The 19,269-nt window shown below is 44.0% G+C and carries 18 protein-coding genes and 1 pseudogene; 7 read left to right on the top strand and 12 right to left on the bottom strand.

Annotated elements, in window-relative coordinates; all coding sequences use genetic code 11:
• Positions 1 to 247: 247 nt before the first annotated feature.
• The 4 genes from LYNGBM3L_RS27470 to LYNGBM3L_RS27455 all read right to left on the bottom strand — a co-directional run bounded on the left by LYNGBM3L_RS27470 (position 248) and on the right by LYNGBM3L_RS27455 (position 4,412).
• Entirely contained in the window at positions 248 to 1,006 is a 759-nt protein-coding gene (locus LYNGBM3L_RS27470; protein WP_008189110.1) for a GspMb/PilO family protein, read from the bottom strand.
• Positions 1,003 to 1,803, bottom strand: a complete 801-nt coding sequence (locus tag LYNGBM3L_RS27465; protein ID WP_008189108.1) for a PilN domain-containing protein — start codon at positions 1,801 to 1,803, stop codon at positions 1,003 to 1,005. Before LYNGBM3L_RS27465 ends, LYNGBM3L_RS27470 begins: the two co-directional genes overlap by 4 nt.
• A 4-nt stretch (positions 1,804 to 1,807) precedes the next feature.
• Positions 1,808 to 2,911 carry a type IV pilus assembly protein PilM gene (gene pilM, locus LYNGBM3L_RS27460; protein ID WP_044495077.1) on the bottom strand — a complete coding sequence of 368 codons (1,104 nt, stop codon included), beginning with the start codon at positions 2,909 to 2,911 and terminating at the stop codon, positions 1,808 to 1,810.
• Positions 2,912 to 3,113: 202 nt separating this feature from the next.
• A complete protein-coding gene (locus LYNGBM3L_RS27455; RefSeq protein ID WP_008189104.1) occupies positions 3,114 to 4,412 on the bottom strand; it encodes a bifunctional folylpolyglutamate synthase/dihydrofolate synthase in 1,299 nt (432 codons plus the stop codon).
• Between the two features lie 68 nt (positions 4,413 to 4,480).
• On the opposite strand from LYNGBM3L_RS27455, the gene bchM reads away from it, so the two are divergent.
• The 3 genes from bchM to LYNGBM3L_RS27440 all read left to right on the top strand — a co-directional run bounded on the left by bchM (position 4,481) and on the right by LYNGBM3L_RS27440 (position 6,629).
• Positions 4,481 to 5,167, top strand: coding sequence for a magnesium protoporphyrin IX methyltransferase (bchM, locus tag LYNGBM3L_RS27450; protein WP_008189103.1), 687 nt, complete (start codon positions 4,481 to 4,483; stop codon positions 5,165 to 5,167).
• A gap of 668 nt (positions 5,168 to 5,835) precedes the next feature.
• On the top strand, positions 5,836 to 6,237 hold the full coding sequence (locus tag LYNGBM3L_RS27445; protein ID WP_008189100.1) for a hypothetical protein: 402 nt from the start codon (positions 5,836 to 5,838) through the stop codon (positions 6,235 to 6,237).
• A 14-nt stretch (positions 6,238 to 6,251) separates the two neighbouring features.
• Positions 6,252 to 6,629 (top strand): DUF423 domain-containing protein, encoded by a 378-nt coding sequence (locus LYNGBM3L_RS27440; protein ID WP_008189098.1) that lies wholly within the window; start codon positions 6,252 to 6,254, stop codon positions 6,627 to 6,629.
• A 221-nt stretch (positions 6,630 to 6,850) separates the two neighbouring features.
• On the opposite strand, the gene LYNGBM3L_RS27435 is transcribed toward LYNGBM3L_RS27440, so the two are convergent.
• Positions 6,851 to 7,792 carry a glycosyltransferase family 2 protein gene (locus tag LYNGBM3L_RS27435; RefSeq protein ID WP_008189094.1) on the bottom strand — a complete coding sequence of 314 codons (942 nt, stop codon included), beginning with the start codon at positions 7,790 to 7,792 and terminating at the stop codon, positions 6,851 to 6,853.
• Positions 7,793 to 7,855: 63 nt separating this feature from the next.
• On the opposite strand from LYNGBM3L_RS27435, the gene menB reads away from it, so the two are divergent.
• The gene (gene menB / locus LYNGBM3L_RS27430) at positions 7,856 to 8,689 is read left to right on the top strand and encodes a 1,4-dihydroxy-2-naphthoyl-CoA synthase (protein ID WP_044495057.1); all 834 of its coding nucleotides are present in this window, start codon (positions 7,856 to 7,858) and stop codon (positions 8,687 to 8,689) included.
• A gap of 650 nt (positions 8,690 to 9,339) precedes the next feature.
• Here menB and LYNGBM3L_RS46180 read toward each other — a convergent pair.
• The 3 genes from LYNGBM3L_RS46180 to LYNGBM3L_RS27420 form a co-directional block, all read right to left on the bottom strand.
• Complete coding sequence (locus tag LYNGBM3L_RS46180; RefSeq protein WP_044495055.1) at positions 9,340 to 9,657, bottom strand: hypothetical protein; 318 nt, start codon at positions 9,655 to 9,657, stop codon at positions 9,340 to 9,342.
• 327 nt (positions 9,658 to 9,984) lie between these two features.
• Positions 9,985 to 10,158 (bottom strand): hypothetical protein, encoded by a 174-nt coding sequence (locus LYNGBM3L_RS44440; RefSeq protein ID WP_154659936.1) that lies wholly within the window; start codon positions 10,156 to 10,158, stop codon positions 9,985 to 9,987.
• Positions 10,146 to 10,769 carry a DciA family protein gene (locus LYNGBM3L_RS27420; RefSeq protein WP_008189087.1) on the bottom strand — a complete coding sequence of 208 codons (624 nt, stop codon included), beginning with the start codon at positions 10,767 to 10,769 and terminating at the stop codon, positions 10,146 to 10,148. The genes LYNGBM3L_RS44440 and LYNGBM3L_RS27420 overlap by 13 nt, the downstream gene beginning before the upstream one ends.
• A 371-nt stretch (positions 10,770 to 11,140) precedes the next feature.
• Between LYNGBM3L_RS27420 and LYNGBM3L_RS27415 the strand changes: the two genes are divergently transcribed.
• Both LYNGBM3L_RS27415 and LYNGBM3L_RS27410 read left to right on the top strand, forming a co-directional pair.
• Entirely contained in the window at positions 11,141 to 12,565 is a 1,425-nt protein-coding gene (locus LYNGBM3L_RS27415; RefSeq protein WP_008189085.1) for an atrophin-1 family protein, read from the top strand.
• A gap of 86 nt (positions 12,566 to 12,651) precedes the next feature.
• Positions 12,652 to 13,347 carry a PspA/IM30 family protein gene (locus LYNGBM3L_RS27410; RefSeq protein ID WP_008189083.1) on the top strand — a complete coding sequence of 232 codons (696 nt, stop codon included), beginning with the start codon at positions 12,652 to 12,654 and terminating at the stop codon, positions 13,345 to 13,347.
• A 295-nt stretch (positions 13,348 to 13,642) separates the two neighbouring features.
• Here the strand turns inward: LYNGBM3L_RS27410 and LYNGBM3L_RS44435 are convergent, their stop codons facing one another.
• A complete protein-coding gene (locus LYNGBM3L_RS44435; protein ID WP_154659935.1) occupies positions 13,643 to 13,816 on the bottom strand; it encodes a hypothetical protein in 174 nt (57 codons plus the stop codon).
• Positions 13,817 to 13,908: 92 nt separating this feature from the next.
• Here LYNGBM3L_RS44435 and LYNGBM3L_RS27400 point away from each other — a divergent pair, with 92 nt between their 5' ends.
• Positions 13,909 to 14,676 carry a PspA/IM30 family protein gene (locus LYNGBM3L_RS27400; protein WP_008189078.1) on the top strand — a complete coding sequence of 256 codons (768 nt, stop codon included), beginning with the start codon at positions 13,909 to 13,911 and terminating at the stop codon, positions 14,674 to 14,676.
• Between the two features lie 238 nt (positions 14,677 to 14,914).
• On the opposite strand, the gene LYNGBM3L_RS27395 is transcribed toward LYNGBM3L_RS27400, so the two are convergent.
• The 3 genes and pseudogenes from LYNGBM3L_RS27395 to iscB form a co-directional block, all read right to left on the bottom strand.
• On the bottom strand, positions 14,915 to 15,880 hold the full coding sequence (locus tag LYNGBM3L_RS27395) for a glycosyltransferase family 2 protein (RefSeq protein ID WP_008189076.1): 966 nt from the start codon (positions 15,878 to 15,880) through the stop codon (positions 14,915 to 14,917).
• Positions 15,881 to 16,337: 457 nt separating this feature from the next.
• Positions 16,338 to 17,876 (bottom strand): annotated as a pseudogene (locus LYNGBM3L_RS27390) (carotenoid oxygenase family protein).
• On the bottom strand, positions 17,863 to 19,122 hold the full coding sequence (gene iscB / locus LYNGBM3L_RS27385; protein ID WP_008189072.1) for an RNA-guided endonuclease IscB: 1,260 nt from the start codon (positions 19,120 to 19,122) through the stop codon (positions 17,863 to 17,865). Before iscB ends, LYNGBM3L_RS27390 begins: the two are co-directional and overlap by 14 nt.
• Between the last annotated feature and the right edge of the window lie 147 nt (positions 19,123 to 19,269).

Genomic DNA, 19,269 nt, shown 5'->3' with positions numbered 1-19,269 from the left:
AGAAATTATGACAGAAATTATGTCATATTAAGGGCTATTGACAGTTGACTATTGACTATTGACCGTTGAGACGTTAAAGAGAAAAAACTAAACACTCAACAAACAACCATAATCACCAACACTAATAACCCTGTCATATCAATCAAACAGCAAGTTATCCCAATTTCCAACAACTTGCCTACCGATCAATTTACCCATCTTGCCATCTACCCATCATTATTGGTAGCAATAATAAAGTAATTTGGGATTATTTCTTCTTACCTGACTGTTTTTTATCCTCCTTTTCCTCAGCTTTTTCTTCTTGCTCCTTATCCAAATCTCTAGCAGGCATGAGAGCTTCCAGGGTTAAGCTAGTTTTAAGCTTAGGTTGAGGACCAGGAACTACTCTACCTTGCTGTAGCACTAGTGTTTGCGGTTCACTGATTTGAGCTTCTAGGTCTTTGATCAGCAACATCGACTGTAGCCGCTCAAAGCTGCGCATAATTGACTGCACTTGTTGGAAGCTACCCTCAATTTCGACATTGACGGTTCTCCGTTTTAATTTTCCATCAACTAAGGTTCCTAGAGACCCATCATTAACTATATTGATTCCCTCGGAATCTGGCTCATATCTAAGCAAAGTTCCTCTAGTATTCTTAACAAAGGTATTGAGATCAATCAATAAGGTATCCAAAGTTTTGTCACTGGCAAACAAACTCAAAACCCGGCGGTTTTGCTGCTTGGCTTGCTTGAGTTCATCCTCTTTCTGTTTAATTTTTTTCTGGAGTACTTCGGGATTTTGGAGGTCATCTTGCTTGGTTGATAAATCATTTCGTAAAGTCTGATACTCCTGCCAAGCCGGTAACATCAGGTTCATGGCTAGATAGACAGCAGCGGCCACACCAAGAATAGCAAAGGTAATCCCAGAAACTTGGGGAGTAAAGGTAATGCCGAAGGCAGTAGGATACTCAGGCTCTTCCTCCTGACCTTCAACACTCATAAAGTCGTCATCAGTAGCATAGGTCATTGTTGAATCACTCCTTGGGATTGAAGGTTTCTAATCCGAGTCACTAATCCTACTGCTCCTTTACGGTCTAACTCTTTTAATATCTCAGAAGCGGGGATATCACTCAGTTGAGTTTTAATAGTATATTCTACCACTTTTGGCAGGGTATATTTTACCTGAGTTACTAATTCTTTTTGACTCTCAGGAATTTCTAATTTTGTGGGATTATTGATTAACTGAGCTTTGATCAGTTGAGTGTCATTTTTGTCGAAAAAGGAAGAATTCTGTAGCGTCAGCAAAAAGTAATTCACATCATCAAAGGTTCGAGCTGTACCGGAAATATCCAGCTCAATTCTAGGTCGTGAGTTAGCGTTAGACTCATCCTTAGAAGCATTTTTGTCAGTGACTTGCTGTTGCTCGATGTCTTTAATTTGGACTCCGGGGGGAGTGCGCTCACGAATGTCCTGTAACATCGCTGACCAAGGCTTAATTTGATTAAAGACACTGGCAAGAGCATTAGTTTCGTCGTTGACCAGCTTGAGTTCCTTGTTTAGCTTACTAATTCGTTGCTTTTGCGCCCCCAAGGCTGCCAGTTTCTTGTCAACATCAGCAATTTCTTCCTTCAACCGGGCGTTTTGATGTTGGAGAACTACCCAAAAGCCTCCCACCAATCCAGGTAGGATTAGACCGACTGCAGCTCCAATCAGTAGAGGGGTCATTTCCCCTAGGGCCATCCCTGGTCTAGCCGCTCCATCCTGAACGGACTTGATCTCCTCAGGATTTCGGTCTTTTAAAAAATTAATATCAAGACTATACATAGTGCTATACCTCTCGTAATCCTAATCCAAGCACAGTTCCTAAGCTCGGTCGTTGTACCATCGGAATATCTTTCTCCACTTCTAGAGAAAGAGCCGCCACGGGATCCACCTGAATCGTAGGCAAGCTTAACCGTTGGGTGAAAAATTCATCAAGTTGTCCGATACCACCCCCAGGACCAGCTAGTAGAAGTTGGGCTACTTCTAGATTGTCCATCTGATTGAGGTAAAAATCGATAGAGCGGCGTAGTTCATCAGCAATTTCTCCCAAGACTTGGATCAGAGCTACCATACCTGGATTTACCCCGGTCGAGCCGGTGCGCATGCCATCAACTGGGGTACTGGGAATAGTCATCCCTTGGAGGAGTTCAGTGTTTCTAGAGGCTGGTAAATTCATCGCCCGTGATAGAGCACTCTGAAGTTGGTAGGTACCAATGGGAACAGTACGGGAAAACTGCGGTACACCATCTACAATAATGGCAATTTCAGTACTATCAAATTCAATATCTACCAGAACGGCTGCTTCTTGGGAAGGAAATTGACGCAGTTGTTCTCGGATGGTACGAATCAGGGCAAAGCTATTAATTTCCAGTACATCTACTTGTAAACCTACCTGCTCAAAGGTATCGAGATAGCTATCGGTGATTTCTTTACGAGTAGCCACCAGCAGCACTTGCACCTTTTCGATTCCATCTTCATCGACGAAGAAGCCAAGCTTCTGATAATCCAAATCCACTTCTTCCCGGGGATAGGGCAAATATAAGCCAGCTTCATGGTTGAGTACCATATCCCGGAGCTCGTTATCATCTAGCTCAGCAGGAATCGGAATAATCCGGATTACTGCTTCCCGCATGGGTAAAGCAGTCGCAACCCGCTCCACTTTCACTTGACTTTCCTGTAGGGCTTCTCGAATCAGTTCCGCTAAACCAGGGGAATCAACAATCTGTCCTCCTTCCCAGATCCCTTCTGGAACCTCATGAGCATATAGGGTGGTAGCTTTGAGGCTCTGACCTTGCCGCTGCAATTGAGCAATATGAATTCGTTCTGGGGCTAATTCTATACCAACACCTTGCTTGCGCCGGGAAAATAAATTTTTAAAACGGTTAACCATATCTAGCAAAGGGAGTAGGGAGTAGCGGATCTGGGAATATGGGATCAAAAATTATCAGAATTTATTTAGCTACCCGATCTGAGTTAGGTAGATGGGGGTTTCAACATTAGGTTGCTTTTGATCGTACCCAATTTATCTTATAATCATGACAATTTTTTGATTAATCCTGAAATTAATTACTGTAGCGATTAGCGATTAGCGATTAGCTATTCCCATTACCACCAACAAAAGCTTCTGTTCGCAAAAAGTGACCAACTAGGTACAGAGAACCACAAAGGACAGTAATCTTCTCTTCAGCTTCGGCTTTGTTAAAGGTACCACGGAGTCCTGTCACTAACTCTGGATACATAGCACAATCGGCTAAGGTTGGACAAATTTGTTGCGCGAGAGTAGCCAAGTAGTCTAACTCAGCTGAACTATGGTCTGGTACTGGCACTAGAGATAATCGATCCCCTGGTCTGAGCAAGGCATTAAAAATACCAGCATGGTCTTTGGTTGAGAGTATACCCATGACCCAGTTGACCGATTTACCTAGGGTATCAACATATTGTCTCAACGCCTGAGCAGAGGCTTGATTATGGGCTCCATCAATCAGTAAATGGTGATTCTCCCAGCTAGTCCACTGCAAACGTCCCAGCCAAGTGGTTTTGGCCATCCCCAATGCGATCGCATCTTCTGGAATCTCCCAACCTTGCTGTTGCAGAACTTGTACCGTTGCGATCGCAATCGCCGAATTAACCAACTGCACCTCCCCCAACAAGGGCAAATTATAGCTGACTCCCCCATACTCCACCCATCTGAGATGCTTTCCGGTGCTTGGGGTCTTACCTTCTGGCAAATCCACTGCTGAGTCTACCCACACCACTGGACACCCCAACTGATTCACCCTTGATTCAACCACTGCCCTAGCCTCTGGCGGGAGCGGACCAATTACCGCAGGACAGCCAGGCTTTAGGATTCCAGCCTTCTCCTTAGCAATATCAGCCAAGGTTGGACCAAGACGCTGCCAATGTTCCCAACTCAGGGATGTGATAATACTAACCAAAACGCGATCGCATACATTCGTTGCATCCAGCCGTCCTCCCAATCCCACTTCTATTACAGCCACATCCACCTGCTGCTGAGCAAAATACAACCAAGCAGCAGCAGTAGTCACTTCAAATAGGGTAGGTGGATCGGAACAGTTTTTTGGAATTGCTGCCTTAACTTGCTCCAAAATTGTGCCTAGGGTATGGCTAGAGATGGGTTCTTGGTTAAGGCAAATCCGTTCTGTCCAATCAACCAAGTGAGGAGAAGTATAACGTCCGACTCGGTAGCCAGCTTGGGTGAGTATAGAAGACAGGTAGGCACAAACTGAGCCTTTACCATTAGTTCCAGCCACGTGAATGATTGGAAAATTCTGCTGGGGGTTACCTAAGCGCGATAGAAGTTGCTTAATCCGTTCTAAGCCAAGCTCAACGCCAAAGTATTTAAAGGATTGGAGAAGGTCGTCAATATCCATGGGATGATTTGTGATGAACCGCAAAGACGGGAAGGACACCAAGCTCAGGAGAGTGTTTGTTATTAAATATGAATACAGTTAATGATAAGGCGATTGTTAAAGACTATTTCAATGCCACTGGGTTTGACCGCTGGCGGCGGATTTATGGTGATGGCGAGGTTAACCGGGTACAGCAAGATATCCGGATTGGTCATCAGCAGACTGTGGATAAAGTGATTAGTTGGCTGGAGGCTGATGGAAATTTGTCAGGTTTGTCGATTTGTGATGCTGGTTGTGGTGTTGGGAGTCTTAGTATTCCTCTGGCAAAAGCTAGCGCTATAGTTTTTGCTAGTGATATTTCTCAGAAAATGGTAGGTGAAGCTCAGGTAAGGGCTAAGGAGAGTTTAGGGAATACTGACAATCTCTCGTTTATGGTCAAGGATTTGGAAGGGTTAGGTGGTAGCTACCACACCGTAATTTGTCTAGATGTGTTGATTCATTATCCCCAGGATAAAGCGGCTGAAATGATAACTCACTTAGCCTCTTTGGCCGAGTCTCGTTTAATTCTTAGTTTTGCCCCGAAAACGTTGCTTCTTACTGCACTCAAAAAGATTGGTGAGTTTTTTCCAGGACCAAGTAAAACCACTCGTGCCTATCAGCATCGAGAAGCAGATATCGTTAATATTTTAGTAAATAATGGGTTTTCGATTCAGCGACAGGAAATGACTAGCACTCGCTTTTACTATTCTCGCTTATTGGAGGCTATCCGTAACTAAAAAAAAAGCATTCAGCGGTCAGCCCTCAGCGGTCAGCCCTCAGCGGTCAGCCCTCAGCAGTCAGCAGATGTAACAGAGATTAAATGAATGCTTACCGCTTTGATTCAAAAGCACCGATTGGGCTACGCGCATGCTGCGCGAACAGTAGCCTGGCACAGGCTTCGACCCTGGGAGGTAACCCATAAGCTGATACGCGACACGCTGATAACTGATAACTGAAAGCTGAAAGCGTAAGCATTCAGCCGTCAGCCGTGAGCTAAAAGCTCACGCTACTTGAGGTGCTTTTTGGCACAGGCTTTGGCCTTGGCCTTTTGGCCTTTTGGCCACGCTACGCGAACGGCCACGCGTGCGCGTTTGGCCACGCTGTGCGAACGACCCTGGGACTTCACTCAGCATTATTCCAATGCTTACTTGTTTTATTCAAAAGCTGAGAGTTGATAGCTCAGAGCTGATAGCTCAGAGCTGAAAGCTGAAAGCTGAAAGCTGAAAGCTGAAAGCTGAAAGCTGAATACTTACCTGAAAGCTGAAAGCTGAAAGCTGAAAGCTGATAGCTGATAGCTGAATAATTACCTGAAAGCTGAAAGCTGAAAGCTGAAAGCTGAAAGCTGAATACTTACCTGAAAGCTGAAAGCTGAAAGCTGATAAACGTTTGTTAAAAATTTGCTATAATGAAACGGTTTAAAAAAATATCTGCTGGTTTGCTGCTTACCTTTGGTATTCTATTATTGATGGTACCTGTTGTAGTTTCAATTCGAAGGGAAGCAACGTCGCAAGATAAAGTTGATGCAGTGGGAAGCTTGATAGTAGGTATCCCAGCTACCTTCTGGGGAGTATGGTTAACATGGGTAATGTATCGACAAGATCAAAAAGAAGTTATCGAGCACCTTCAGTCTACATTTTATCGCTTGATTCAAGACGAAAATGGTAGAATTTCAGTCTTGAAATTAGCAATGGCAGCCAAACTTCCTATAGATGTAGCTCAAGACTATTTGGATCACAAAGCTAGAGAGTGTGATGCCACCTTTGAGGTTACTGAAGAAGGGAGAATATTTTATAATTTTACACTTTAGTAAGGACAAAATTGATGACTCGGATTTTTTTAGCGATCGCATCGATTTTAGGAGGATTATCAGTAGCAGCTGGAGCCTTTGCTAGCCACGCTTTGAAAGAGAAACTGACCGAACGAGCATTGGAAATTTTTCAGACTGGTGCTCGCTATCAAATGTACCATGCTCTAGCGCTAATGTTGGTAGCCTTGTTGTTGAGCCGTTCAGAAGTAGCACAAACCTCCCTTACCGTAGCTGGCTCAGCTTTTATCGCTGGAATTGCCATTTTTTCTGGCAGTTTGTACGCCCTGAGTTTAACCGGGATCAAGTGGCTAGGAGCGATCGCACCATTAGGTGGTGCAGCGTTGATCTTGGGATGGGGTTGTTTAGCGATCGCAGCTTTCTCTTTCCAGTAATCACTAAATATTTTAGGGAACAGGGAAGAGGGAACAGGGAACAGGGAACAGGGAACAGGGAACAGGGAACGGGAAATAACGAATTTAAATGCAAATCAGCTTAACTATTTTCTTGACTTTCAACCTTGGCCAAAAGGCCACGCGATCGCGTTCAACCTTCAACTTTTAACATTAAAATTTAAACCTTCAACCTTCAACATCTAACCTTCAACCTTAAACCTTCAACCTTCCATATCCCGCTCAGCAGCATAAACACCTTGGACGTTATACCAGTTAAGGAAAATTCGGGCAATTTCTAAAGCTAGCTGGGATTTACCTCGGTCAATTAGCCATTGTAAAAAGGGAGCCATAGTGCGTTCGTTGAGTCGTCCACCTAAAGACAGAATCCCCCAGAGTAATCGGTGTAGCCAGGTCATCTGAATCATCATCCTGACTTCCCAGGTAGGGTGCTTCCGGTAGAACAATACACCCATACGCCCCCGTTGAATTTCCCGGTCAATCATCCGGGGAATTTGGTCGAGGCTAAAGGGAGGATGCCAATGATAACCTACCGCTTCGGGACATTTAATCAGTTTTAAGCCCAGCTGTTTTAGTCGGACACCCAGTTCTAAGTCTTCCCAGCCATAAAGTTGGAAGCGGGTATCAAACAGTCCAGCTTCTAAGAGCCATTTGCGTGCGATCGCAACATTCCCCGTCGCAAAATAGGCAGCAGAGAAATCAGTAATTTTATAGGGTTCGCTGGTAGGGTCGTCGAAATTACAGGTATTGATCACCCAACCGTAGGTAAATAAGCGATCGCATCCCAGACGCTGCTGTGCCTGTACCAAAGCATCAGCATGAGACTGGAGGAAATGCTCAGTAACTACTAAATCACTATCAATAAAGATAATTATTTCACCAAGCGCCTGCTTCACCCCTAGATTCCTGGCTGCAGCCGGTCCAGCATGGTTTTGAGCAAATGAGCGTACATGGGGAAACTGATCCCCGTGTGCTGTCAACCAATCTAAAGTGCCATCCGTTGAGCCATCATCTACTAAGACAACTTCATAATCCAAGACCTGGCGATCTTTATCTTGCCTGAGTTGCTGATGTTCTAATGCGATTAGGCACTTTTTGAGAATCGGTAAGCGATTGTAAGTGGGAATGACAATGCTTAGAAACAAGGTAACGTTTTTAATTTGATATGATTGTGAACTTAAACAGCGATCGCACCCATGGAAAAGGTTATGCAAATTGATTGGCAAACTGCCAAAACTTACGAAGACATTCTATACCACAAAACCGACGGTATTGCTAAAATTACCATCAATCGTCCCCACAAACGCAACGCCTTTCGTCCCAAAACCGTCTTTGAACTTTATGATGCTTTCTGTGATGCCCGCGAAGATCACAGTATTGGTGTTGTTTTATTAACTGGTGCTGGTCCCCACACCGATGGCAAATACGCCTTTTGTGCTGGTGGTGACCAAAGTGTACGAGGTCAGGCTGGATATATTGGAGAAGATGGCGTTCCTCGCTTAAACGTATTAGATTTACAACGCCTGATTCGTTCCATGCCCAAAGTAGTGATTGCCCTAGTTGCTGGATATGCTATTGGTGGTGGTCATGTCCTACATGTGATTTGTGACCTAACTATTGCTGCTGATAATGCTATCTTTGGTCAAACTGGCCCGAAAGTCGGTAGTTTTGATGGTGGGTTTGGCGCTAGCTATCTTGCCCGAATTGTTGGTCAAAAAAAGGCCCGAGAAATTTGGTTTCTCTGTCGTCAATACACCGCATCTCAAGCCCTAGAAATGGGTTTAGTTAACTGTGTCGTTCCAGTGGAGAAGTTGGAAGCAGAAGGGCTACAGTGGGCAAAGGAAATTTTGGCAAAAAGTCCTATTGCCATTCGTTGCTTGAAAGCTGCCTTTAACGCGGATTGCGACGGTCAAGCTGGTCTACAAGAGCTAGCTGGTAATGCTACGTTACTCTATTACATGACAGAAGAAGGAGCTGAAGGTAAACAAGCTTTCTTAGAAAAGCGTCCACCAGATTTTCGTCAATACCCTTGGTTACCTTAGATTATAGCAGTGTAAGCATATGCGCTACGCGCACGCTACTTGAGGTGCCGTCAGCTATCAGCAGTCAGCTTATGGGCAAATCCCCAGACTTTCAATTCTGATTAATCTCGAACTATTAGGTGCGACCCGTGGCGAATTTAATTCTTAATATTGTGCCTTGGCGCACGCTACGCGAACGGCGCACGCTACACGAACGAGGTTTATTTTAAGCATGATAGCTGACGGCACCTCAAGTAGCGTGGGCTTTTAGCTCACGGCTGACGGCTGATGGCTGATAGCACCTCAAGTAGGGTGCGCGTAGCGCATATGCTTATATCACTGTTCCCTGTTCCCCCTTCCCTGTTCCCTACCTTTACATGGTTAATTTTAAACTTAGTGCAAGATCTGATTATCAATAAAAAACGCACCTTATTTTGAATCAAAGTGCGAGTAAAGCTATTTTAATAGCAGATATCAGGTGCCGATTTTTATGAAATTATTTGGCTTTTTCAGCTGACACCTGTAAGCAGGTAACTACTAGAACTAGAAGATTTGGTTTAAACTGGTTTTTGTGAAATTTTTTTATTTGAATTATTGATTGTATTAAGGGTAAAGTCACTAGTAAGTTACTGCTGATATTGCTGATAATACGAACAATTTACTTCAACAATTTACACCAGCATGATATCTGTTGACGAACTTTTAGAGGTGATGGTCTCACCTTGAACGGTCGTGTCTGTCCCAGAGGATGTTTCAGAGCACGTTACCGATAGCTCCTCTGTGAGCATCAGTTGTTCATCTTGCCACATCTGTTCTAGTGTCTCCCAAGAAGAAGAAGAAGAAGAAAATGTAGGCACAGCAAAAGCACAAGCTTTCCAGCTAGCTCTGACAGGCACCCCCAGTTGTTGACACATACCCCCTCGTCGTCCTTCTGACTGATAATACTGGCAAAATCTGCAACTAGATATAGGTAAATTCAATGTTTTCATGATAAGTCTTTGTTCAGGAAAATTTTATCTCCTCTTCACATTTCATTCTGCTACCTCTTACCTCAGCTTCTTATAGATAGCAAGCTGTTGACCAGCCTAGGTTATAGCCATATCGTTAGCCACTGAAGCTTTAATATTTTCTTAAGAAGTTTGTTACAAATAGATACATTTTATTTTACAAAAAGTAACAAAAAGAGATGGCTTCTGAAAGAATTGGCTTGCTTTATACCAAAAACCCATAGGGATCAACCAAAAAAACACACCAAAAGTGTATTTAGATACTGAATTTAGCCCGATTAACTTATGAAAAAGTATCAGTTCAGTGTTCTAAAAATCAAGGGAACAGCGGATCCCGGAACAGGGAATTGGGAATAGGCAAGAGCCAAGAGCCAAGAGCCAATAGGGAACAGGAATGCCCCCGACCTCCCGACCTCCCGACCTCCCGACCTCCCGACTCCCGACTCCCGACTCCCTTCTAAAACCTTGCTCTAAATTTGCCATTGCTTAGTAGCACAAAGACCACAGACATCCCAACGGTGGAGTTCTCCTGGTGGAGTCGGACACTGACACTGAGGACAAAGTGGTAAATTTTGCGATCGCATCTGCATCATCTTTGCCCAACGTTTAAACGCTGCTTGGGGTATGTGAGTTTTGTCACTCGTTGTGTCAGTACTTTTGTCAGTGGCTTGACTACTTTCTGTGTTTTCTGTGTGGTCTAACTGCTCACAAACCAGTGATGAAGACATTGGCAAGATGGTGCTAGGATGTCTATGGTTTGGGGTCAACTCAGATTTTGAATAGCCATTGCCCAAAACTTGTGTTTTATGCCACTGAGCCGGAGAAAAGTGGATGTCAACTAGGGGCTCAGACCAACCAGCATTAAGCCGTTTCAACAACATCCGGCGCTGAAATTTTAGTTCTTGTGCCCAAACAGAGCTAGACGTAGCCACATATAAGATATCCCTAGAGATAGCATAGGGTCTGGTATGATTAGCTATGTTCACTCCTACTATTTCAGACCAACACTTAATTAGGGATGACAAGCGTTGTATACCTTGCCACTCGGGCTGATTTGTAATCCTATCTAAGATCTGATTGAGTGATTTAAGCATATCGCCTTACTAGATAGCGTTTATCGCAGTAATGAGGTACAGTCTTCTTTGAATTTGATTTCCTGTATTGATGCAGCGCATCCCTATTATTTATTGTTTCTTACCTGTTCCCTGTTCCCAGATCCGCTGTTCCCTAAAATTCCGAAATTGTGTACCTCATAGCTATGAGAATTGCTATAATTAGTTAATTTGACAATAGTTTTGATTGCTTCAGGACTTACGTCCCAGCGTTGAAGCCTTTGCCACGCTAGAAGCTTGTGTCACACTGGCCAAAAACTAGCTTATAGTTAGTAGGGTGACCCTAAAGATAGAATGGCTAGCGTTAAGTCCTGTTGCTTGTTCTGTAGCACAAACGACCGATAGAGTCCGCCATGAGCCAAAACTCCTCAGTTAATTCTTCCCCTAGCTCGACCGGTAACTACAAACTCAACTCAGTTTTACAAGCTGCTCTGAGTAGCCTTGATGTACAACTAGAGGAAGAATTAGCGCGCTACCGACGTCGAAGAGTAGGACGCCCAGTAATGACTAACCGTGGTCTTGGTCGTAACCGGGTCCGTAAACCCCTAGAGTTAATTTCTGTCGGTGAGGTAAAACAGAAACCCTCACCATCACCGACAAACCAGACCATCTCTCGACTAAACCAGCCATCAACCATTGCACTGCCAAACCTAACCACCAAGGCGACAACTTCTCAGAAACAACCACAACAGCCATTGGTTGAGGAGACTGAATCCCTAGATTCCCTCTCATCACAGTCCCCGAAACCTACTCAGCCACCAGTTGTATCCCAGTATAATAATGGTGACAGTGCTAGCCTAGGAATTCAGAAAGAGGCTACGGAGCAACTTAACCCTCCTGAAAAATTGCCTGAAGACTCAGGTAGTTTGATCAAGTTAGGGGCTAACCAAACCCAGCCAGAAGATTATCTCGAATCATCAGAAAAACTACTACAGAGTCTGGCAGAAGATGAAGAAGAATTTGACAACCAAAAGCAGGTGTCTTACCAACTGCTGACTCCGTTAAATGTCGGTTTCATGGTACTTTTGCTGTTGTTAAGCGCTACCCTACCCTATATCTTCTCCAATCCATCGGTGTTAAGTAATCTGGATCTGTCACGGCTGATCAGCTTCATCATCCCCAAGATCTCCAAAACCCCTCAGCAAATTAAACCACATAAACCACAACAGACTGAGTCGATTCCCCATTCTCCCCTACAGGGTGGACCTAATTTGGCTTCTGAGGAATTTGTAGACTTGAACTTACATACCCTTTCTCAAGTGGAAGCTACTCCAGGACCGCAGCAAAAACCTTTTTATACAAAAGATGTTCCTTTACCTAAGGTGGTTGAATCAGCTCCTAAGGTGGTAACTAGACCGATGCCTCCTAAAGGGTCTTCCTTATCTTCAGTACTTTTGCCTTCTGTTCAACCACTGCAAAAGGTTCCCTTGTCATCATTACCAACCACCTCAGGCTCTTTAGTACCCCCAGAAAGACGGGTACAGTCAGGATTACTTAAGCCAGCTATCTCTGAAACACTCCAGAATCAAGCCGCATCTCTAAGAACAGTGGTAGAGGAGTCTTTACCTGCTCGCGATCCTTTCTACTATGTGCTGATCAACTACGATGGTAAACGTTCCCTACAGCAAGCTAGGACAATTGTTGCTGATGCCTATGTGCGCAAATTATCTCAAGGTACCCGGATTCAGATGGGAGCTTTCAAATTTGAACATGAAGCACAAGGTTTGGTCGGAAAACTCCAGCAACAGGGAATTTCTGCTTCGATTTATCATCCTTAGTTAAGTTGAAACTGTCAAGTGTCAAGTTCAATCTTAATGACATCAGTTTTCATTCCCTAAGCCCTGATCATGTATGGAAAGCTGCCATGGGATTATTAGATCGTATGTTTAGAATAATTCGCGCTAGCCTTAATAGTCTGATTAGCCAAGCTGAAGATCCTGAGAAAATCCTGGAACAGGCTGTCGATGATATGCAGCAGGATTTGATTCAAATGCGGCAGGCTGTAGCTCAAGCGATCGCTACCCAAAAACGCACGGAACGACAAGCCTCCCAGGCTCAAGCCGCTGCTGAGCAATGGTACCGTCGCGCTCAGTTAGCCTTGTCAGCAGGAGACGACCAGTTGGCACGGGATGCCCTGACACGGCGGAAATCTCATCAACAGACTGTCACAACCATGAAAGCTCAGCTTTCCCAGCAAGCTGAGCTTGTTTCCAAGCTTAAGGAAGATCTCCGTACCCTAGAGCCGAAAATCTCAGAGGCCAAAACTAAAAAGAACTTGTATATTGCTCGGGCTCAATCAGCTAAGGCATCCATGAAAATTAATGAGATGCTGGGTAATGTGGGTAACAGTAGTGCCTTGAGCGCTTTTGAACAGATGGAAGAAAAGGTAATGCAGCTTGAAGCCCGGTCTGAGGCAATGGCTGAATTAGGCGGCAATCAACTGGATAAAAAATTTGCTGCTCTCGAAGGTAACTATGATGTGGAAGCTGAGTTAGCCGCCATGAAGGCTAATCTGATTAAAGGAACCGAAACTCCTCAATTACCCTCAACTCAGACATAATAACCGAAAAATCCGGAAAAATTGGATAAATAGCCGGAAAAAGTAAGTAGTTTCCCCATGGTCACCTCAATTGCACCTTGAGAAAGTTGTATCAAAACACCTTAGAGCCTTGACCCAAGGGGTTACTATATACGCAAACCGCACCTTCTCGACCTTCTTTCTCAATACTCGGAAAGGGAATAGGTAGAATAAGACAAGGACGTTTTCTGCTGAAGATGGCACTATTATATCATAAGCGCCTGTGGAAACCAGTTTTTAACCCCTCGAACAGCAATCCCGATCAATCCCCCATGGTTCAGCCGCCAGAAAGTTCAAACCTTAGCTTGTTGTCTAGCACTTTTTCCCAAGAAGTTTTTAAACTGGATGAAAGGCTCCCTGTCTTAATGGCTAGGGTATGGGTCAAGCCCGCAAATTTTTCAGTTACCCAATCAGACTTGAGATGGGACAGCAACAATTGCTTGTCCCTCAAGACAACTTAACTCAAGACAACTTAACTAGGCTTACGCACCAGCAAGCCAGTTTTATACCTACTTTGTACATTCCTAGAGGATAAACAGCGTTATGGGATTATTTGATCGCCTTAGCAGAGTGGTTAGAGCTAATCTGAACGATATAGTCAGCAAGGCTGAGGATCCAGAAAAGATTCTTGATCAAGCTATTGTTGATATGCAAGAGGATCTGGTTCAATTGCGTCAAGCAGTTGCCAGGTCAATTGCTGAACAAAAACGCACAGAGCAGCAATACAACAAAAACCAAACAGAAGCTAACAACTGGCAGAAAAGAGCTCAGCTGGCTCTGACCAAAGGGGATGAAAACCTGGCTCGTGAGGCTCTGGTGCGTAAGAAGAGCAATTCTGATACTGCTGGTACCCTGAAAACTCAGTTGGATCAGCAAACTGAGCAGGTCAATAATCTTAAGCGTAATCTGGTTGCTCTCGAAGGCAAAATTTCCGAAGCCAAGACCAAAAAGAATATGCTCAAAGCACGAGCTCAGGCGGCTAAGGCCAATGAAAAGTTACAACAAACCATGGGGTCTCTCAATACTAGTGGCTCCGTAGCAGCGTTTGAGCGTATGGAACAGAAAGTCTTGGATATGGAGGCTCGTTCTCAAGCTGCCCATGAGCTGGGTGGTAGTGACTTGGAAAGTCAATTTAAACTCTTGGAAGGCAATGATGTTGAAGATGAGTTGGCCACGATGAAAGCTCAGTTGGCTGGTGGTTCTGTATCTCAAGGAGCTTTACCAGCCCCAGAGGAGAAAAAATCGACTTCCTCAGATTCACCCGTTGACAAAGAGTTGGAAGACCTCCGCAAACAAATTGATAATCTGTAGTCAGATCAAATCCGGTTAATCACTTTGGTTTCACTGAAATTGTTAATTGTTAATGGTTAAGGGTTAATTGGTAATTGTTAATTGGTTATTAGCTAATTGCTTACTAGCTAATTGGTTACTAGCCAATTTTCGATTTTTAAGTTTTAGTTGACTAATTAATCACTTTGTGTTAAGGAAAATGGTTAATGGTTAATGGTTACTAGCCAATTTTCCATTAACTCATGATTCAAGTTGCCAATTAAAGCGGTAACTGGTGGTATAATTCTGGAGAGTATCCTAGAGTCTTTCTCAGTAACAGCAACTTCCAAGCAATCGGTGAGAAAGCAATCGGTGAAAAACACTCAGGAAACAATAACTTAGCGGCACTGATCAACTTACCTCGTTTAAGAGCTACTAAGCCCCAATGTAATCTCAGATAAGCGCCCAGCTCCCACAGTAATGGGAGTTTACCTTGATATTTTTCACTGACTAGTTCATAGATTTTTTGCTTAATCGAAATATGAGTCTTCAGACGTTTCTGGAACGAAAATTTTTGATTATAAGCACCAGACCAAACCGTCCGGTAAGCTAGGCACTTATTGATAAATATAGCATCCCCAAACTGGGCGATTCTAATCCAGGAATCAATATCATCAAAGTTGGTATCTAAGCTAGAATCCCAACCACCGGAACTGAGAAACCCATCACGGGAGAAAGCGACTTGCGCTGGGGTGCCAAACGGTACCATTTCCAGAAGCATTCCATAATGAATGTCTTCTTGGGCAATATATAACCTTGGCGGTGAACCTACTCGCCGTGTTATACTTAGTTCTACTCCTAAGGTATTTACTTGAGCCGATTGGCAAGAGCAAATCACTGCTTTCGGATGTAATGCGATCGCATTAGCCATTTCTTCAATGCAGTTCTTGGCTAAGTAGTCATCATCATCCAACAGCTTGATCCAATCACCAGTTGCCAACTCTACCCCTTGATTTACCGCTTTCGAGTGGCCCATATTATCGGAATTTCGGTGATAAACCAAGCTATGCTCACCAGCACGTGCCAACGCTTCACTGCGCTCTTGGACATAACCTTCAGTCCCATCAGACGAACCGTTGTCAACGATAACAATTTCACAGGGAAACGTCTGAGCAAGCGCGCTTTCAATTGCACGCTTGAGTAGATCTAGACGATTATAAGTCGTGATGACAACGCTGAATTTCATCTGGCACCCTCCAGGAAAATTCTGTTATTAGCTTAGCTTTAACCATCAAAGCTCCAACCTGATAATTTCCCTGAAAGCTTTATAACTAATAAGTTTAGCGTCATTATATCCCCATGTTGTTTAAAAGTTTCTAGTTAAAGTTTAAACTCTCAACCTGTAACCTTCAACCCACTAACCTTCAACCTTCAACCTTCAACCTGTAACCTTCAACCCACTAACCTTCAACCTTCAACCTTCAACCTTCAACCCACTAACCTTCAACCTTCAACCTTCAACCTGTAACCTTCAACCCACTAACCTTCAACCTTCAACCTTCAACCTGTAACCTTCAACCCACTAACCTTCAACCTTCAACCTTCAACCTGTAACCTTCAACCCACTAACCTTCAACCTTCAACCTTCAACCTGTAACCTTCAACCCACTAACCTTCAACCTGTAACCTTCAACCTTCAACCTTCAACCTGTAACCTTCAACCCCAGTCCCAGCAACTCAGAACTCCAGCTACCGTGTAAACCGTAAGGGATATGATGCTTCAAGTGCAGTCGTGCGACTGGTCCGCTAGTTAAATCACGACCATCTAATATGACTAGATCCGATCGGTGATGACTAGCATCATATACTAAGGTCAATACCCAACCATCATCTTCTCGTTCAGCATTGGGTCGTGGCACAAACATTGGTTCATTTACAAAACCCTTAGGGGCAGCACTCCAGAATTGTTGTGTCTTTGTTTCCATATCTATTTTTAGAATCCCTTGTAATGGAGCATTACGGGTGGGATGATCAGCAGCTCCGATAAATAAGTAGCGATAGGGATTTCCGACATGATTAGGGTGAATGCTAGGAAACTCGCAACAGCGCTCTTCTAATAACTTACTCCCTACGGTTTTGTCAGTTAAGTTTAAACTAAAGCGCCAGAGTTGCCCTGGTGCGTTCGCATTAAAATCAACCTTCCGGAAATCACTACCTACGTCTACTGCTGGTAATGACTCGTAGCAAATAGAATCGACATAAATCTTGCCATCTTCCTCAAAAGCATTAGCGTGATGGAAGATAAAGCCCGATTGGGTTTCTAGGATTTTGACTTCCTCTGTATTCTGTTTACGAGGAATCACTATAATCCGCGTCGGTTGTTCAGGCTGATATGCCAAACACTCACCAGCTCCTCGGTATCCCAACAGGAACGGAAAGGGATTATAGCTAACAGGATTTTGGAAGAAAATACAGTAGTTTGGGGTAATCGCAAAATCGTGGATAAAGGCAAAACCAGGAACACTATAACTCTGACGTCGTAATAGTTTACCGGTCGGGTCCAATTCGTAAATGGTAATTTTGGTAGACAGACCTGGCTGAATCGCGAAATTTACCAGACAAGGTTGACCACCATCAAGCTTACTACTAGGGTCAATCCAAGGATGAGCAGCAAAGGATTCACCTCCTGCTAATATTCCATCCAAGTTATCTTCACCCAAGGTTTCAAGAGTATGGGGGTCTAGACCGTAAGGTTTAGCGGCTTCCCATAAGGCTAAGAGCTTGCCACCCCAGTAGATCACATTGGTATTAGCAATATTTTTAAGTTGGATATCAAATAGATTGGCTAACCAACCCCCAGGCTTCTGAGTGCCAAACACTCCTCGATATACCGGTTTCCCCGCTTTCTGTTCCGCTAAGAAGCCCTCTGTGCGTACAAACCGATTCCGAAAATGAGCTCGACCGTGATCAAATGCGATTGACCGTAGGTCACGCTACGCGATCGCACAAATCATCCCATCCCCATCAAATGGATGATGCACCCGGTAACCATTAATATCCAGCAAACCAGGACCATTCCGTAACCAAGTGCCCTGCAACTCCTGAGGAATTTCCCCTTCTACTTGATCAATCCAATAATCGTATTCATTGGGTTGGGAGTCATAACCTCTTGCCCAATCTTCCTGCATATAAATAGGAGGCTTATTTTCAGGCAGTTCTTGGTAATCATCAGCAAAAGCCATAAGTATAACCATCCTTCAAGTGGACCCTAAGTAAATTCTTGAGGTGTAAACTTATTGCCTTTTTTCCGGGAACTGTGTAATTAAAGGAGTTACTTTTGCTCCTAGGGTTAACCCTTCCAAACTCCCCCGTCAAAAGGTTTTTAGCTATATCACCACTGGACCACCCCTTAATAGGTTTCAATGGGTTATACCTGATGGGGTAGCCATATTTATTCAGTGCAGCTTTCTGCCTTCCTCCCTGTCCTTTGCAGGTAACCAACAGTGGCTGAGATGTCTTTAACACCAAAGTTTTGATATCTCCAACACAAGCGGCATCAATCCAATGCTGCTTAGGTAGTCCCAACCTAGTTCGGTTATATTTTGTCTGAGCACCCGTGCCGGTAACTACAGGTTTTATTTCTTTGAGTACCTTCACTATCTTGTTCCGAGTCGTATTTACCGCTGCTGCATCCATTAATGGTTGTTTTGCCTTGGTTTTGATTTTTTGAAGTAAGCTTGGCTTCTTCTTTAGGAATTCCTCTATAGGCTTATTCCCTTTCCGTCGATTGCATTTTTCGCAGGCCAGACAAAGATTGCTGACCCGGTCGCTTCCACCACATGATTTTGGGTGAATATGCTCAATCTGTAGAGGAACATTTTGCTTGCCACAATAGGCACACTCCCTTCCCCACTTCTCAAGCAAATACTCCCTCACTTCATACCCGGCCAGTTCACCTTGTTGGTACTCAGTACCATTGACTTCAGGATTCTGCATTTTTTGGGTGTCAAACTTAACTCTTTCGATCCAGATCTGATTGACTGGACAAAACTTGATCAGTCGTTTCACCCAGGTTTCAGTAGTTAAGACCCTGTGTTCCAAACTCGGAGCAATCCAACCCTCCGGACGCCTGCGGTTAAGGAACCTTGGCTTCCTGTAACGGGTATTACGATTACGTCTCCCACGCCTAACGGCGCTTCTGGATTCTAGTTTTTTCTTGATCAGTGCCCCTCTGTGTTCTAGCTCCATTGCCCAAATAACTTGGTCGTTTTGAACTATGGCAAACCCAGTAGTTTTACTTCCCGGATCTATCTTGATTTGACTTGGTGAGATAGTCGGATTTGGGATCGCAGTCTTAAGGATGATCGTAAATGGATACATTCTAAAAACCGCAGCTTTTCCTTTATCTAATAGGCGTCGTGCCTTCTTTGGCGATATAGGGTTTAGTGGTCGCTTGTTCGTATCAATAACAAATACGTAATTTTGCATTTTTAGTGCGCCTCAAATCGGTAATGTTTTCCTCGGCCATGTTGTAATAGCTTGTGTTTTGCCAACCACACATTTTGCCTTCAACTTAATAGTTGACGATAGAGCTGGGAGCTGGAGGTCACTCCCAGGTATCATGACTAAAACAAC

It is taken from the genome of Moorena producens 3L (genome assembly GCF_000211815.1).
In the GTDB taxonomy this organism is placed as follows: domain Bacteria; phylum Cyanobacteriota; class Cyanobacteriia; order Cyanobacteriales; family Coleofasciculaceae; genus Moorena; species Moorena producens.
Note: the sequence above shows the minus strand (reverse complement) of the source record. Positions and strands in the feature narration are given on the sequence as shown.